This is a genomic window from Candidatus Thiodiazotropha sp. AKIB8 (genome assembly GCF_058244675.1).
Genome location: NZ_JBSYOO010000046.1, coordinates 81,876 through 98,802 on the forward strand (window position 1 = coordinate 81,876; position 16,927 = coordinate 98,802).

The 16,927-nt window shown below is 49.1% G+C and carries 11 protein-coding genes; 8 read left to right on the forward strand and 3 right to left on the reverse strand.

Annotated elements, in window-relative coordinates; all coding sequences use genetic code 11:
• Positions 1-405: 405 nt before the first annotated feature.
• The 8 genes from AC4IFB_RS16080 to AC4IFB_RS16115 all read left to right on the forward strand — a co-directional run bounded on the left by AC4IFB_RS16080 (position 406) and on the right by AC4IFB_RS16115 (position 11,025).
• Positions 406-801, forward strand: coding sequence for an SCP-2 sterol transfer family protein (locus AC4IFB_RS16080; RefSeq protein WP_490776627.1), 396 nt, complete (start codon positions 406-408; stop codon positions 799-801).
• Between the two features lie 147 nt (positions 802-948).
• Entirely contained in the window at positions 949-2,019 is a 1,071-nt protein-coding gene (locus AC4IFB_RS16085; protein ID WP_490780727.1) for an efflux RND transporter periplasmic adaptor subunit, read from the forward strand.
• A gap of 151 nt (positions 2,020-2,170) precedes the next feature.
• A complete protein-coding gene (locus AC4IFB_RS16090) occupies positions 2,171-6,286 on the forward strand; it encodes an efflux RND transporter permease subunit (protein WP_490780705.1) in 4,116 nt (1,371 codons plus the stop codon).
• Between the two features lie 284 nt (positions 6,287-6,570).
• The gene (locus tag AC4IFB_RS16095) at positions 6,571-7,107 is read left to right on the forward strand and encodes a hypothetical protein (RefSeq protein ID WP_490780706.1); all 537 of its coding nucleotides are present in this window, start codon (positions 6,571-6,573) and stop codon (positions 7,105-7,107) included.
• 356 nt (positions 7,108-7,463) lie between these two features.
• Complete coding sequence (locus AC4IFB_RS16100; RefSeq protein ID WP_490780707.1) at positions 7,464-8,597, forward strand: hypothetical protein; 1,134 nt, start codon at positions 7,464-7,466, stop codon at positions 8,595-8,597.
• A 143-nt stretch (positions 8,598-8,740) separates the two neighbouring features.
• Entirely contained in the window at positions 8,741-9,376 is a 636-nt protein-coding gene (locus tag AC4IFB_RS16105; RefSeq protein ID WP_490776631.1) for an AAA family ATPase, read from the forward strand.
• A gap of 187 nt (positions 9,377-9,563) precedes the next feature.
• The gene (locus AC4IFB_RS16110; RefSeq protein ID WP_490776632.1) at positions 9,564-10,142 is read left to right on the forward strand and encodes a DUF302 domain-containing protein; all 579 of its coding nucleotides are present in this window, start codon (positions 9,564-9,566) and stop codon (positions 10,140-10,142) included.
• 448 nt (positions 10,143-10,590) lie between these two features.
• Complete coding sequence (locus AC4IFB_RS16115; protein WP_490776655.1) at positions 10,591-11,025, forward strand: hypothetical protein; 435 nt, start codon at positions 10,591-10,593, stop codon at positions 11,023-11,025.
• 146 nt (positions 11,026-11,171) lie between these two features.
• Here AC4IFB_RS16115 and AC4IFB_RS16120 read toward each other — a convergent pair whose 3' ends face one another.
• From AC4IFB_RS16120 to AC4IFB_RS16130, 3 genes are all read right to left on the reverse strand, one after another.
• Positions 11,172-13,244, reverse strand: a complete 2,073-nt coding sequence (locus tag AC4IFB_RS16120; RefSeq protein WP_490776633.1) for an EAL domain-containing protein — start codon at positions 13,242-13,244, stop codon at positions 11,172-11,174.
• Positions 13,245-13,356: 112 nt separating this feature from the next.
• Entirely contained in the window at positions 13,357-14,415 is a 1,059-nt protein-coding gene (aroG, locus tag AC4IFB_RS16125) for a 3-deoxy-7-phosphoheptulonate synthase AroG (protein WP_490776634.1), read from the reverse strand.
• A gap of 237 nt (positions 14,416-14,652) precedes the next feature.
• A complete protein-coding gene (locus AC4IFB_RS16130; protein ID WP_490780708.1) occupies positions 14,653-16,902 on the reverse strand; it encodes a nitric oxide reductase activation protein NorD in 2,250 nt (749 codons plus the stop codon).
• Between the last annotated feature and the right edge of the window lie 25 nt (positions 16,903-16,927).

Here is a 16,927-nt window from a genome sequence, read left to right on the forward strand (position 1 = left end):
CTATGAAACGTCGAATAGTATAAAACACAACACCAGCTTAGACTAAGTTGACTTTCCTGGTGAGGATATCTTAAGGCTGATATCGACAGATGTATGATTATTCTCCCGAGATGCTTGTTGTTTAAATCTGCCGGCTCTAAAGAATTAATACTATTGAAAAGATGTCTCTCTAGAATAGTGACAAATTAGTTAAATTTAGGGCTGATAGAAGCATGATATCTCGTTGATTTGAAATGGTATATAATCAAATTCTAATATATTTAACCAAATGATATATAGGGCTTTCTTACTAAAATCCCCGGTTGCATTGCCCGATCCCTTCAGAGATACTGGGAGGTTCTCAAATAGGGTTAGGTTTCGCCCATAACATAAAAAAATAAGTCAGAGAAATTTGTGGAGGTTGTAATGGCTGAATTGTTCTCGGATGGTTGGATGAGTGAGTTTGCGACCCATTGGAATGCTGAGCCGGATTTATCCGATGCTTTGTCTCAAATCGGTTTCAGCAGTGTCATTGGGTATGGATTTGATGGTGATGGTGAACCCAAAGGTGTGTTGACCATTGAAAATGGGAAAGCAGTTTCTGGTGAAGCATTCAACGGACAGACTCTAAACTGGGATATACGTGCTACTGAAGATCAGTGGCGCAAGTGGATGGCTAAGCCACCAGGAATGATGGGCTTGGGTATGGCATTTACCTCCAGAAAAATGAAATTCGTTATTGGCGACTACTCGTCAATGATTAAAGATCCACGCATGGCTGGCCCCTTCATCAAGAGTTTCTCTGTGATGGGGCGTGTCTGAAAACTGTTATAAATGTCAATCTTCCTTCCTTTCGCGTGTAACAACACTAGGTAGTAGTGAAATATGGGCTTTAAAATTAAGGCGATGTTACTGACAGTGGGTTTGTCTGCTTGCTTGGCTGCGGGGGGTGTTCAGTCCCAGCCAAATATGGCTGACAGCGCTTTCTTTGTTGTACAGCAGACTCAAGGGGTTCCCCATGTCTCATTGGGGGGTACAGTAGTCCCTTACAAAGAGGTGACCCTCTCCGCTCAATTGCCTGGCCGGGTCAACTACCTGGCAGGTATTGAGGGGGATACGTTTAAGGAAGAGGATCGACTGGTTGAACTGGATGTTAATGAGCTAGAAGCAAAGCGTGAAGCTGCTCAAGCCCAATTGGCGAATGCTGATGCACAGCTGCGTAATGCGGGCGTACAGTATAACCGGGAGCTCTGGTCACCTAAGTCGAAATCTTCGATGGGTGGTATGGGTATGCCTAACCTGTTCGATCAGATGTTCACCAGGCCGATGGAAGATACTTTCGGAGATAGGGATCAAGGCGCAGAGCGTAGTGCGGATATTTTCTCATCACGTACCAATATTCAACAGGCTCAGAACACCATATATCGGGTGCAGGCTGAGATCCGCGCAATTGATGCAAAGATACGGGATGCTAAAAGTGTTGCGCCGTTCAATGGTGTAATCATGAAAAAATTCGTCGAGGTCGGGGATACAGTTCAGCCTGGTCAGCCGCTACTCAAATTTGCAGATGTCGAATACCTTCAGATTGTGGTCGACGTGCCCGGTCGACTCCGTCCAGGGTTGAATGAGGGAATGATGTTGCGCGCCGAGCTTGATGTGGGTGACCGGGAAGTGCCAGTTCGGGTCGCGCAGATATTTCCTATGGCAGATGCTCAGCGCCATACAGTGACTATTAAGTTTGATCTGCCCCAGGGGGTATCGGCACCTGGAATGTATGCCAAGGTTCTAGTGCCAGATTTTAATGCGCCGGCGAGATCCAATCCGATCATCCCCAATTCGGCTATTCGTTACAATGGCAGTCTGCCCGGGGTCTATGTGGAAGGTGAGGACGGGAAGCCAGCGTTGAGGTTGATCCGTGTTGGCGAGAAGTTGCCAGGCGGTGGTTTCACAACCGTATTGTCCGGACTTCAAGCCGGAGAGCGGATATTGAGAAACCCGCCGTTGGATATCAGTACGGGTTGGACGACGCCGCAGCAATAGAATAAATCAGGAAGAGCTGAATCGTGCTGGTCAGGTTGGTGGGGGATCAGTACAGACTCTTCCGAGTAAATCTTTCTTCTTTAGGGTTAAGGTCAAGTGTGGTGTTTCACTGCTCTAGCCTAGGCCTGGTACTACAATTTCGGGATCAAATATGAGCCAGAACGACGACAAACTCGATCAGCTCCACTCAATGGACCCAAATTATGAGGCTCACCTGGGGATAGCCGGAAGAACCGCAAGGTTCTTTATTGAATCTCCTCTATCGCCACTCTTTTTCCTGGCTATGATGCTAATGGGGCTGCTTGGCCTGATTATCACGCCACGTCAGGAAGATCCTCAGATTTCTGTGCCGATGGTGGATATATTTGTCCAATATCCTGGTGCAGCCGCTGACCAGGTAGCCGCACTGGCGATCGAGCCCCTCGAACGGATCATGTCTGAAATTCCCGATGTCAAACATGTCTACTCCGCCTCTCAACGGAGTGGTGGTGTGGTGACCATCGAGTTTGAGGTAGGTGAAGAGATGGGGCCGTCGTTGGTCAAGGTCAACGATAAAATCGATTCCAATATGGATCTGATCCCCCCCGGCGTGATGCCACCTCTGGTAAAGGCTAAAGGCATAGATGATGTGCCGGTGGTTACCCTGACCCTCTGGTCCAAGGATCTTGACCGGGATGGTAGACCCGATGTGGATGATGGTCAGCTGCGAATGCTGGGCCACGATGTGCTGCAGACGCTGAAAGAGCTGCCAGACACGGGTAATGGTTTCGTCGTTGGTGGTCGCCGTGAACAGGTTACTATCGAAGTATTTCCTGAGCGACTTGCTGGTTACGGTATAAGTCTTGATCAGGTGGCCAATACCATTCGTACTGCCAATGCAGAGCAGTTGGCGGGGGGCGTTGAGGCCGGCAGCACTCACTTTTCGGTTGTCACCGGATCCTTTCTGAAGAATGTCGAGGATATTAATCGCCTGGTTGTGGGTACCCACAACGAAGTTCCTGTCTATGTGCATGATATTGCCCGGGTGAAACAGGGCCCTGAAGATGCGCAGCATTTGGTGGGGTTCTATACCGGTGCTGCCAGTGATCTGGATATTAAAGCTGACGGGGTACCAGCTATCACCCTGGCAATTGCTAAAAAAGAGGGCTCGAATGGTGTTACGGTAGCTAACTCAATCAAGGAGCGGATTGAAGTTATCAAAGGCACCCTGATTCCAGAGAACGTAGTGGTCTCTGTTACCAGGAACTATGGTAAAACGGCTGACGACAAGGTCAGTGAACTGATCTTCAAGCTGTTTGTCGCAACAGGCTTTGTGTTCCTGCTGGTGCTTGCGGCATTCCGTGCATTCCGGCCCGCGATAGTTGTGGTATTGGTTATCCCGGTGGTACTGCTGATGACCATCTTCAGCGCCTGGGTGATGGGCTACACCATCGACCGGGTGAGTCTCTTCGCCTTGATCTTCTCCATCGGTATCCTTGTGGATGACGCCATTGTTGTAGTTGAGAATATCTACCGGCGATGGTTGGAAGAGGGCTCCACCGATATTGTCACTGCCGTGGATGCGGTTCGTGAGGTCGGTAACCCAACCATATTGGCGACATTTACCGTTATCGCCGCCCTGCTGCCGATGGGATTCGTGACCGGTATGATGGGTCCTTACATGGAGCCCATTCCTGCTCTGGGTTCAGTGGCAATGTTAATCTCGCTGTTTGCCGCTTTTGTATTTACCCCTTATCTGACCGTCTCACGCTGGTTGAGACCCTCCATGCGCTATCTGGAGGTTGCGGGAGAGAGGGAGCACAAAGAGGCCGAGTGGCTTGAAGGTCTGTTCAAGGGCGCACTTATGCCATTGATCGAATCTCCCAGAAAGGCAAGGATATTCAAGCTGGTTATGTGGGGTAGCTTCCTCGTGGCCTGCTCGTTTTTCTACTTCAAGTGGGTGGCAGTGAAGATGCTGCCACTGGACAACAAGCCTGAGTTTGCGGTTGTGCTGGACATGCCTGAAGGTACAGCGCTGCCTGTGACTGCCAACCTGGCCCATCGGATGGCAGAAAAGGTCCGGGTGATGCCTGAAGTGACCGCTGTTCAGGTCTATGCAGGCACTGCAAGGCCCTTTGATTTCAATGGCATGGTACGCCACTACTATCTACGAAGTGATCCCTGGCAGGCAGAGGTGCAGGTGCAGCTGTTGGATAAAACCGAGCGTAAACGCACCAGTCATGAGATTGCAGTTCAGACCAGAGAGATGCTGGCAAAGCTTACCGAAGGTAGTGGCGCCAAGGTGGCAGTTGTAGAGATGCCACCAGGTCCGCCTGTGTTGCAATCGGTGGTCGCTGAGGTGCATGGTCCGAGTAGTGAAGTCAGGAGAAAAGTGGCTCAGGATCTGACCAATATCTTCAGTCAGACTGAGAGTCTGCGCGATGTGGACAACTATATGCGCGACCCTTATCAGTATTGGCGATTTACTGTGGATACTGAAAAGTCAGTTCGCAGAGGCATCTCTGTAGACACAATCAATCGCAATCTTGGCATGGCCCTCGGTGGCTCCCCACTGGGTGACGTCAAACAACGTGCAGGTCATGAATCGGTCAATATCGTTATGCAGGTGCCGATGGCGGAACGCTCTGAGATTACCCGTCTCGGGGATCTTCCGATTCAATCCAGCACTGGTGTGACAATTCCTCTGCGTGAGTTGGGTCGTTTTGAACAGGTTTTGGAAGACCCGATCATCTACCACAAAGATCTGCGTGATGTGGAGTATGTGGTAGCCGAGGTTGGTGGGAAACTGGCAGCACCGGTCTATGGCATGATGCAGGTACAGGATCTGCTGGATAATGAGGTCTATGTCGCCCCTGACAATGTACCGATTGATGCACATTGGCTGGGTGCCCCAAAGAACGATACTCGTACAGCCATCGAATGGGCGGGAGAGTGGACAGTCACCTTCGAAACCTTTCGTGATATGGGTGCCGCCTTTGCAGTGGCGTTGGTGCTGATCTACATACTGGTGGTTTGGGAATTTGGCAATTTCAGAATTCCTGCGCTTATTATGGCGCCGATTCCGCTTACGCTTTTAGGTATCATTCCTGCCCATTTTATCTTCTTTCAAGCAGGATGGGGTGGTGAATTTACCGCTACTTCAATGATTGGCTGGATTGCACTGGCGGGTATTATCGTACGTAACTCCATACTTCTGGTGGACTTTTCCATCCATCAAGTGCAGCAGGGGGTTTCAGTCGTCGATTCTGTCATCATGGCGTGTAAAACCAGAACCCGTCCGATCATGATCACTGCCTTTGCCTTGGTTTGTGGTTCATCGGTTATCTTTTTCGATCCCATCTTTCAGGGGATGGCGATCTCCCTGGCATCCGGTGTGATGGTCTCAACAGTTCTGACCCTGATCGTTATTCCGCTGGGGTGTATTACTGCCAGTAAGGATATCCTCGAGGTGGCCGCTGCAACGGCTCCGGAAGGTAGTAAGCTGCTGACGCAGGAGTCTGATAGTTCACCTCAGGAGATTGAGCCAGAGCCTGTTGCTGCTGTAGAGAAGCCTGAGTCTGAGGGTGATCAGAAGCGCTCTTTGGGGATGGTGGTTTGGGCCAAGATTGTTGCTCTCTTTACCATGATCTTCTATCTGTTCAAGGGGATATTTTTACTCCTTGGACAACTCTTCAAGGGTTTGAGGAAAAAAGGTAAAGAGTCGACACCCACAGCAGAGAAGCCAGACTCCGCTGGAGGAGGCTCTTCAGGCAGTGATCCTGATACAGGAGGATTCGTGCCGGATAGTGGGACGCCAACATCCGGAGCGACAGAACCACCAATTGCAGCAGCACCTGCGACAGAAGAGAAGCAGCCTGCGGTAGCAGCAGAAGCATCGACACAATCCGATGCTCTCTTGGAAGAGACGAAGCTATCAGAGACCAGTCAGACCTCTTCTGTAGCTGAAGCCGAGGGATCTGAAAAAGAACCCAAGCAAAGCGCTGAAGGATCGCAAGCAGCAGCAGGTGAAGCAGCGGCTAAGAAGCCTCAGGCGAGGCAGGAGAAGGCTGCTCAAAAACCTGAAGCTGTTCATGCCAAGCCGAAAAAGCGTCCTTCAACTTTGAAAAAGCAGGTTTCCAAGAAAAAGGCGGCTGTAGCGGCTAAAAAGGGGAATGGAGAGAGTAAGGCTCAATCTTCCACAACGGAGCCCCGTAAGAAGGCTGTTTCCAATGTGGCCAACTTTCCTCTAAGAAAGAAGGCGGCTCGTCGAGGTATACGGCTTAAGTAGCAAGGATTGAGCACTGTAATCTGCTGTTTGAGATGTTTGGATTGATAAGGTGATTCTGAAGTTACTGGCCTGAGGTGCACCTGCTTAATGGTCTATAATGACCTATTCGGATGCACTGGTTAGTAACTATTCAGGGTCTGGAGTCTGGTTACCTTCTCTAGTGGGCCGCGCGGTAAGTTTGGTAACTCTCTGCCGGTCCACATGCGATCTTTTCGTCAGGTAATTGTTAGAGATCCGAGAGCTACGCCAAGCTTGTCGTGGAGTGAGCAGGTTTGCAATTCAAAATGTTATTTCGGCTGTTCTGGCTCATCTCCCTGTTGGGGCCGACAACTCTGCTGGCTGAGCAGCAGATTTATCCGTTTTCACCCTCCTATTCTAAAACTCCCCAGAGCAATTTTGAACGCCAGCACTACTACTGGCGACCCTTGAATCAAGAGGATGAGTATAGAGTTATACCTGGGAATAACTGGCAGGCACCTGTCGAACAGGAAACCCTGGGAGTTAGAGACGAGTCAGATAGCTCTTTCTCCAATTGGAGCCACTGGCAGATACCCCAAACTCAAGGAGCCATACCCTATGGCCGAGGGTTTAGGTTTCGTCCTCTGAATGAGAGAGAGCAGGATCGTCACCAGCGCCGAAACAGTTCAGACCAATCAATTCAATTTCGTCCCTCAAATTCAGCAACAGATAGGGCTTTCGGTTTCTCGATGGAAAACCAATATCGATTTCGTCCCGATAGCCGCCTTGAGAGGGATTCCAGGAGTGCCCCGCGACGCTACTCCCTGGAACCGCCGTTGCATATGCTCTACCCGACACCATAGTGGGAGAATCCTAGGGCCAGTTAAGGGTAAAAGTCTGTAGAGTTTGAATAAATCCCTTCTTGTTCATCTACTGAAAGCGATAAGAGAAGGCATGGAAATATTAGATTTTGAAGAGAAAAATATCTTAAACAGTTTTTTAGAGGCCTATTTACCGCTAAACTGTCGTGACATAGCTCAATTCTATTTTTTAGGTTTGAGTTATCGAGCTATACAATAGGGCTTTTTCTGATATTCGGGTGCAACTTTCAAGTTGCAAATTAGTTTCGGTAAATATCAGAACGATATTTGTTCGTACCATAATCCGTTGGGTGGGTATCCCAATCTTACGAGATTAAAATAAGGAAACAGGTAACCTGATGAAAATTGCAGCGTTCGCTTTACTGCTTTCTGGCGTCATTACAACAACCATGGTTCCGTTTGCCTCTGCAACGGCAGGGGGTAACTATGCTCCCGGACAGAATCAGGGGTATTGGCCTGCTTATGGTGGGACATTAAGTTACAAACCTAGCCGATACGCACCCAACCAAAGAGTTGGGCAGGGTCAGATGGGGCAAGGCTGGCCTGCTTCGGGTACGCCTTCTAACTATCGATTCCGGCCCTGGTCTGGTAAGACTCAGCCGGCTTGGAGGGCGCCAGCGAATCCAGCATGGAGACAGCCCCCTGTAGCGGTGAATCATCCTGCTGCACAAATCAGCCCGGCAAGGTATGCACACTCACCGCAGATGCGAACCCCAAACAGGTATCGCTTCCGACCCTTGCCTCAAGGTGGTCAGCAGCCTCAATTTGCTGCGACAGAGGTGGCTTATCGTCCATCCAATATCAAAATACCAGATCACTATGTCTATCGGCCTCTCAATCCGGTGAAAAAGGTTCAGCGACATCCGTCTCCTCATCACTACACCCCGACCTATTCACCAGCGCCTGCTTACGGTTTTCCCCCGCCTGCGCCGATGAGATTTAGTGCACCAGTTCCCAACCGCTCTGTTCCAATAGCTCGATCTCTACCTGGGCCCCGCTATGCCTATCGTGGACAGCCATATCCTGATTTCAGGTTTCGACCAACTACAAGCGCTTATGGGCCTCCCGGGTACCCTATGGCTGGTTCGTATATGAACCGAGCACCTCGGTATGCGGCTCGCTGGCCCGAACGGCCGAGATTTAGGCCTGCTCCCCGGTTCCGAGCTCCAGTTCCCGCATATGTCGATCCATTTTATGGCTATCCACCAGGCTATGCTCACCCTGCAATGGCCTATAACTGGCCAAGTGAGAGGTGGGGAAGATATAGGCCATCCTATCCACAGCCCAATCCATCATCATGGCAAGCTGCGCCTGATACCTATGATGATATTGCCGATAGGAGAGTCGATTGGTACGACGGTCGTGCTGATGGAGAGGGGGCATGGTATAAACTCACACAGCAACAGGATTGGCCTCGCGTGTCTCACAACTGGAGAGAGGAGAGCAACCACTACTCAAGGCCTTCAGAGTAGCGTGAAAATTGGCTTGTGATGGATGAAATGACCCGGTCTTAGAACAAAGGCGCTAGTGAATTGACGTGTGGTGTGCACCTGATTCAATGCTTGTTTTATGTGCCTAAATTCTCAGGCCAAACCAAAATAATAAAGGGGAGTTTATGATAACGGTAATCGGTAGTCTGAAAGGAGGGTCCGGTAAAAGCACGGTAACCTTCAATCTGGCTGTTTGGTTGGAGATGGCAGAGGCTGAAGTACTGGTCATTGATGCAGATCCGCAGGCAACATTGAGTGATGTTTCTGAAGTACGAACAGAGGAGGGTTTCGAGCCCTTTCTGAACATAAAGAGTGGCTCAGCCCTCACACGTAAAAAACTGGCTGGTTATGATGAAGTTCTGATCGATGTGGGTGCTTCAGATATTGAATCGATGAAGCAGGCACTGGCACTGGCTGATCGGGTTATCATACCGGTTCCACCTTCCCAGGCTGATATCTGGTCGACGCAAAGGTTTTTGAATTTTCTTGATCAAGCCGTTGATGGAGAAAGACCAGAGCTGTTGGCGTTTATCAACCGTGCAGATACACACCATGCTATCCGGGAGTCCGATGAGGCTGCAGCGGCACTTGTCTCCTTACCGGATGTGCGATTTATTAAACACCGTCTCTGTCAGAGAACGGTTTTTCGCCGCTCTTTCAGTGAAGGTTTGGCGGTTTACGAGCTCGACCCAAGAGGGAAGGGGAGTAAAGAGTTCTATGCGCTGACTGCGGCTCTTTATCCAAAATATGTCTCACAGTGAATCACCCAATAGTCCATTTGCATTGATCCCAATAGGGCTGAGGCTGTGATGCAACTTACTGTTTGTTAGGAAATTTATACCAGATTGAGCCGGTTTTTACAGGTTCAATCAGTGCTAGTGGGCCGCTCGGCAAGTCAGTCACTGAGCGACCAGTTTAAAAAAGATAATTTGATTGTTGGAGAGAGAGATGGGGATGTTAAGAAATCTGTTTGCATTGATTGGATTACTGGTGGTGATTGGTGCCGTAGCCTTCTATGCAAAATTCAATAGTGCAGTGGATGGATTCGATCCTGGTGCGGGAAAAGTTTTTAAGGAGTTTGCTCAGTCGCTGGTCGAAACAAAGAGTGCCGCTGAAGCGAGTATCTGGAAGATTCCTGTAGAGGATGGATTGACGGCTGAAGAGGTTGAAGAGACCATGAAGTTCGTCGCAAATGAACACAATATGTCTAATGTTGGTGAGCTGCCCCTTTCTCTCGATATTGAGGCAAAGATGGGTAGTGAATACCGCTTTGTAAAGATCTACCTCTTCTGTAACTCGTTGACTGCTGCGGAGATGCTCGATTATTCCGATGCCTATGCAGCCTATCTACCCTGTCGGATCACTCTTATCGAGGATAAAGCGGGTAAATTATGGCTGATCACTCTGAACATGGATATGATGATCTATGGCGGCGAGCCACTCCCACCTGCGCTCAAGGAGGAGGCGATCAAGGTTAAAGAGTATATTCTCGACATCATGAATCGTGGAGCAACTGGCGACTTCTAGTGGAGTCAGATTAAATCTCCAGTAATTCCATATAATATTTGTGGTATCTCCGGGGCTGTTGCAGAAACAGACCCCGGGTCATTTACCCACTCGATTCGATTTCGCAGACCTATCAGGGTGTTTATTAATAACCCTTTGTATTTTAATGGTTATTTGCGTGATTCTATTTTGATCAATGGTCTAAAACGGCTTTGCCCCGATCTTAATATCCCTGATCGTTAAGTGCTTACCACCAGCAGAAAATAGAATTTTCTCGAAAAAGTCTATTAGCATATAAAGAGACTTTTATTGTGATAAATAATTGTTATGCTAAAATTTCAAGACTACGTAATGGGTAGGTAACAGTCAGGTTCATTGAAGCATGACAGATAAAAATGACGATAAATTACTAAACGATCGTTCAGGAGAAGCAGATATCGGCCAGGAAGTCAGGGATGGTCAATCCTCCATGGATCGTCTTTCTCAAGCATTTGAGACAAGTGCAAGACGTTGGGAACTCATTGTTTACCCATCTCTGTTTGCGTTTATTCTACTTGCGGCCTACGGGTTTTATTTGATTTTCAGCCTCGCAAAGGATGTTCATTTTCTTGCGTTGAGTGTTGATTCCAATATGAATGTCATGTCGAGTAACCTTATGACAATGACAGATAGTGTTGGTCAACTTTCAGCTAATGTTCGTACTATGGCTGTTAGTGTGGAGTCTATGGCGCAGGATGTCAGAGCGTTGGAACCCATGTTGACCAGTATGGACTCCATGAATGAGTCGATGAAAAATATTACCCACTCTACCTACAGCATGCAGCGCGGAATGCACAGCATGAATAACAACATGCATGATGTCTCCCGACCGATGACATTCTGGAACTCTTTCATGCCCTGGTAAATTGGCTAGCAGACCAATATGACGAGGTTTCAGGGGATGCTGATTTCAACCGGAAGAGTTTTACCCAAACTGAATCGTTCTGATTCACCGGTTCGCTACTTAAGCCAGTAGCATTTTAAGCAGTTATTAGTGGTGCCCTTAAGGTATCAATCGCTATTGAAGTCATAGTCGATGGATACAGATGGCTCCTGGATAAAATACCCACGTATGTAGTTGACTCCGATAGACCAGAGTATTGCCAGGCTTCCTGCCTCTTCAACACCCGAGGCGATGGTTTTGATATCTTCAGCCTGAACCAGTTCATTCAAATGGTTCAACTTGTCCTGTTTATCCTGATTTTCAGACAAATCACTCAGGAATGAGCTGTGGAACTGAATAAAGTCCAGGGGGAAACTGCTGAGGATGGCTTCCGGCATTTTTGCCAGGCCAAAATGGTCGATGCAGGTTTTACATTTGATCTTTTTCAAACCTTCAGCAAATTTCTGCAGTTTTTGCAGATGGGTTCTGGCATCGGTGTCATCGAATTGAAATGTTACCCATGATCCCTTGGCTTCGTAATCCCTTAGGCAGTCGCAGACAAATAGTAGTAAGGTATCATCATCCAGCGACGAGCCAGATATGTTGATCAGGAAGGTGATCTTTTTGCCCTTTTTTCGCTGCTTGGCCAGCTCCTCTATCGCATGCCGGATTACCCATCGATCCATCTCGGGTGTCCTACCCATCTCTTCTATTTGACTCAGGAAATGGTCTGGGTGAATCTCCTCTTTTTTCTCATCAAGCAGGCGTATGGTGACGGCATAGTTTTCGCGTGTATCACCATGCAGGCTGACGATAGGTTGATAAGCCAACTGAAATGTATCGTTATCAAAGGCATATCTAATCAAGGCTGACAGATTGGCCTCACCAGAAGTGCCTGTTTCTGACGCTGGTACAGTTGCATCAGCAATATAGTAGCTGTTGCCACCTTGAGATCTTGCCTGCTCACACGCTTGATACGCATGGGTGATATAGTCATTCCCACTGGAGAAATTCTCTGATGAGAATGCAACGCCGATGCTGCAGGTCGCCTGGATCTCCTGGTCGTTATTCTCTATTGCGCTACAGATCTGTTTGGCAGTCTTTTCTGCATTTTTCCGCTCTTTTTCACTAGTCAGTATGGTGAAGGTATGATCCCCGAAACGGGCCAGAACCTCCTGATTCGATACCGTGCTGCGCAGCAGGCCGGCGATTTGAAGCAGTAGTGCGTCACTCGTTTTTATTCCTGTCTGGCTGCGGATTCCGGTAAAGTTATCGAGGGTGATATAGAACAAGGTACTACGTTTGCCTCCAGAAGCGCTGTAGCGTTTAACCTCCTCCTCCAGCTGGGTGATAAAGTACTGCCGGTTGTAGAGTCCAGTCTGGACATCTTGTGTACTGAGCAGACGTAGTTTCTCTTCAACCTCTCGAGTGATCGATTGATCACGAAAAACCACTTGTGTGCAGGGCTCGCCATCGATGCTGGCCGGAGTAAAGTGAAGCTCAGCACTGAATTCAGTTTCATCGCTGCGTACACAGGTGGTCTTCATCTCACTGGAGTGTTCACTATCAGCACTCAGTTTCCGCAGTAGCTTTTTAAATCCAGCATGTTCGGAAGAGGCGATCATATCCATGATTGGAAGTCCCTCGATCTCTTCCTCACTGGCCAGGCCAAACAGCTCTAGATAGGCGCGGTTGGCGGTGACATGCATGCCTTCATGGACATAGGCTATTGCATCACGAGAGCTTTCAGTCAGTGCGTCACAGCGCTCTTCAGCCTCTTCAAGTTGATGTTCAATATGCTGAAGGCGACGTGAGGTTTTGAGGTTTTTATACTCTCTCAGGATGACCTGTACTAAGTGGTCGAAGTTTTTTCGCTCCACAAGGTCGGTAACACCCTGTCGCATCAGATCGATTCGCATCTCATCACTGGGCTCTTCGTCGACAGCAATGACAGGGGTTGATGGACTGATAGCGACAAGCAAAGCGAGTAGTTGATTGATCTCCAGAGCGTCGTTGTCCAGAGTGTAAATCAGTAGATCCAGGGGGTGCTTTTTCTTCAGTTCCGCGCCCAGCTGATCAGCATCGTGATCGATTCGTATAGCGTGAGCCGCTGTACCGCTATTGCGGAGGGTGTCCAGGCATGTTTCTACTTCAGGGGTTGTATTTCCTAAAACCAGTAACTCAATCGCTTCTTCGGGCATGCCGTACTATCCTGTTACACTTGCTTAGTATTGCTTCTTATCATTGGTTATAGCTGCCAATCAAAACCTTTCAATCCTTGATAAGCGATTAACCTTCAGCATGCTCAAGTAATTAAACGGCATTTTTTCGTCTCAGCCTTACCGCTTCCGCCAAGGTTTCCAGCAGCGGTACGCTGTCATCCCAGCCAATGCAGGCATCAGTAATACTCTGTCCGTAGGTAAGGGTCTCGCCTTCAACTCTATCCTGCCTTCCGGCAGTGAGGAAGCTTTCGATCATCGCACCCATGATGCGATCATCACCTCTGGCGATCTGGCTTGCAACATCCCGTCCAACCAGCAGCTGGCGAGGATGCTGTTTTCTGCTGTTGGCGTGGCTGAAATCGACCATCATACGAGGTTTGAGTCCATTGCTTTCCATCTCATCTGAAGCAATGTTGATACTTTCAGAATCATAGTTTGGGCGACTGCCACCTCTGAGAATCACATGGCAATCGGGATTGCCATGGGTGGAGAAGATGGCTGAATTGCCCTCTTTGGTCACCGATAGGAAGTGGTGCGGGCGTGATGAGGAGCGTATCGCATCCAGCGCCACCCTCATGCTTCCATTGGTCGCATTCTTGAATCCAACAGGGCAGGAGAGACCAGAGGCGAGTTCGCGGTGAGCCTGGCTCTCAGTGGTGCGTGCACCGATCGCACCCCAGCTGATCAGGTCGGCGATATATTGCGGACTGATCAGATCAAGATACTCGGTACCAGCCGGTATGCCCATGTCATTGATATCAAGCAGCAGCTTGCGCGCAAGGCGAAGCCCGCTATTGATCTCGAATCGATCGTCCAGAGTTGGGTCATTGATCAATCCTTTCCAGCCTACCGTTGTGCGTGGTTTTTCGAAATAGACCCGCATCACGATCTCAAGGTCATCTTTCAGGGACTCTCTTACCAGTTGAAGTCGTTGGGCATAGTCCAGAGCGGCCTCAGGATCATGTACTGAACAGGGGCCGATAATCACCAGTAGACGGTCATCTTCACCATGCAGAATTTGGTGTATCTGCTGACGGGTGTTAAAAACTGTATTTGAGGCCTTTTCAGTAAGGGGCAGTTCCTGATGGATTTGAGCCGGGGGAGTAAGTTCCTTGATGGCCTTGATACGAAGATCGTCAGTTTGTTTCATTGCGCTGGAAGCCGGTATCTTATTGAGTCGAAAAACAAATGATTATACATGCATAAGTTGAATCGGTGATATCTGTTTTATTCTGTTTTTTTGGGAATCCAGTAGAAGGTTATTATTACCGAAACGGATAAATATTATGGGGTGTGCTGAGTCAACCGGTGCAGAGGCATGCAGCCAAGAAGAGCAGTAGGAGAAGGCGCTTTGATACTTTGCCCCTCCCTTCGCTATATGCAGATGTTATCTGGTCAGGGCCATAAACAGTTTTGGAAGCTGTTCCGGTAACCGTTCTACCCGATCGATAACCGTATATTGACGTCCGAAGATATCCCGGACGTAGCTATCTGCATTGGGATCCAGGTTGATGCAGTAGGTATAGATGCCATCCTGATCGGCTTCCTGTACCGCTTTGCGGCTGTCCTCTATGAGCAAACGGTCGTCGTGCACATCGATATCAGCCGGCTCGCCGTCTGTTAGAATCAATAACAGCTTTTTATCAGCAGGCCTTGCCCCCAGATAGTGGGCGGAGTGACGAATTGCCGCCCCCATTCGGGTCGACCAGCCAGCCTGCATGCTTGCCAGACGTCCCTTCACCTCATCGTTCCAGCGCTCACCGTACCCCTTGATATGTTGATAGCGTACCTCATGCCTGGTATTCGATGAGAAACCGGCAATAGCAAAGCTGTCACCTAGTTGTTCAATAGCCCATCCCAACAGGGATACTGCTTCCTGGCTGAGTTGCAGAATGGATTGCTGGCAGCCTTCAGGGATTTGATCCACCGATTCTGAGAGATCAATCAGCAACATTACAGCAATATCACGGCCATCGTTTCGATGACTCATGTTGATTCTGGGGTCGGGATTAGTACCGCTTTTGAATTCGATCAGCGACCGAATGGCTACATCCAGGTCGAGTTCACTACCCTCTTCCTGATAACGAATACGCACATAGTGTTGCGGTTTTAGAAGATCCAGCATGCGTTTCAACTGCTTTGCCAAGGCCTGGTGCTTATGTAGCAGTGCATCGATGAAGCCAGGGTCTCCCTGGGGGTGTAAGCTCTCATAGAGGCTGACCCAGTCTGGGTTATAAGTCTTGCTCTGATAGTCCCATTCAGGATAGTGGCGAGGGGGTAGTCCCTGAACCTCTTCTTCCAGTTGTTTCTGCTTCTGCTCAGAGTTGAACATCTCTTCTTCATCGCCCTCTTCGATGAAGACCCACATATGCCGGTTATCGTCACGGTAGCTTACTTCAGTATCAGTGAAGTAGACATTTGCTGAGAGATCAGCCTGTCTGCGGGTACGGGCAATGTAGGATATTGCCAGGCTGGCCATCTCCTGAGTGGTTGATAAACCTGCCTGCAATGCGTCATGGAAACGTCCCAGAAACTCCAGTAGGTCCGGATTGGTATAGCCATGGTTCGGGTTCAGGGTAGCGTAGGAGAACATCGCCAGGCGATGGCGTATGCATGACTCTTTTTCCGGGTCACAATCCTCTTCTCGAGGAGCGGGGTGCAGCTTTAACAAGGTTGAACGCAAGCCAGGGTATTTGCGGATGGCAAGCAGATCGATACGGGCATCTTCGAAGATTTCGATAGCTACCCGCTGAAAAGGGCTGTAGTTATCAGCCACAATAGGGGTGGTCCAGCTTTGATGGGCTGCGATATGGGCCAGCAGTATTCGATAGCGGTCGATACCTGAAACACTATGTTGGTCGTCATAAACATCCGGTACCCGAATGCCCAGGGAGTCAAAGTAGGGCATGGGTTTACGCATCTCATCAAACCCTTCTGAATAGGGCACGAAATGGGCTTTACTGCGCCACATGGATTTCAGATAGAGATCGAGTTTACGTTCGTTGTCGGCGAACAGGGTGCCGTGGCGTTCCCTCTGGAGAATGGCGCGACTATCAGCAGATTGCAGGCTGAAATAGTCGATCTGCCGTTGTGGATGAGTACGGTAGTTACGAACTCCGTAGTCGATCCAGTTGTTCAAACCTTCAAAAGAGAGCTGACTCAACAGATAGGGAAGTTTATGCAACAGGTCAGGGAGCGATGGGCTGGGTATGGTGGAGTGGAATCCATGAATCGAGCCAGAGGTCTGCGCCATCATATCCAGTATCATCTGGATGAAATGCTCCATGAGATCCGTACTACTGAGTCTGCGGCTTGCTTCAGGCAACATCTGCAAGAAAGGGAGAATCGCCTTGCCGTTGGGGCTACGGGATATATTCCACACTGTCTGGGAAACTAGTGGTATGACCTGTTCACCTACCCGGGTTGCCATTTCAGGCATCTCTTCGAGAAACACGATTACAGGTTCCACGCCCCGACCAATCTTGCAGGTGAGGGATGCCCCTGCCAGTAGTGCTTCAACCCCGCTGGGCGTCAGTAACTGTTCTGCCTGCTCCATACAATCAGGAAAGATCGGGTCGATCTGTTCAAAACCGCAACTGAGTGTTTCCCGGTAGGCTGTTAATTGCGAATCATTCATTGTGCCAATGGCGTCATCTGCTACG

Bases quoted from the DNA above. Each gene is read 5' to 3' on its own strand.
- AC4IFB_RS16095 (WP_490780706.1), top strand. From the start codon at position 6,571: ATGTTATTTCGGCTGTTCTGGCTCATCTCCCTGTTGGGGCCGACAACT.
- AC4IFB_RS16100 (WP_490780707.1), top strand. From the start codon at position 7,464: ATGAAAATTGCAGCGTTCGCTTTACTGCTTTCTGGCGTCATTACAACA.
- AC4IFB_RS16105 (WP_490776631.1), top strand. From the start codon at position 8,741: ATGATAACGGTAATCGGTAGTCTGAAAGGAGGGTCCGGTAAAAGCACG.
- aroG (WP_490776634.1), bottom strand. From the start codon at position 14,415: ATGAAACAAACTGACGATCTTCGTATCAAGGCCATCAAGGAACTTACT.
- AC4IFB_RS16120 (WP_490776633.1), bottom strand. From the start codon at position 13,244: ATGCCCGAAGAAGCGATTGAGTTACTGGTTTTAGGAAATACAACCCCT.
- AC4IFB_RS16115 (WP_490776655.1), top strand. From the start codon at position 10,591: ATGGATCGTCTTTCTCAAGCATTTGAGACAAGTGCAAGACGTTGGGAA.
- AC4IFB_RS16130 (WP_490780708.1), bottom strand. From the start codon at position 16,902: ATGAATGATTCGCAATTAACAGCCTACCGGGAAACACTCAGTTGCGGT.
- AC4IFB_RS16090 (WP_490780705.1), top strand. From the start codon at position 2,171: ATGAGCCAGAACGACGACAAACTCGATCAGCTCCACTCAATGGACCCA.
- AC4IFB_RS16080 (WP_490776627.1), top strand. From the start codon at position 406: ATGGCTGAATTGTTCTCGGATGGTTGGATGAGTGAGTTTGCGACCCAT.
- AC4IFB_RS16085 (WP_490780727.1), top strand. From the start codon at position 949: ATGGCTGACAGCGCTTTCTTTGTTGTACAGCAGACTCAAGGGGTTCCC.
- AC4IFB_RS16110 (WP_490776632.1), top strand. From the start codon at position 9,564: ATGGGGATGTTAAGAAATCTGTTTGCATTGATTGGATTACTGGTGGTG.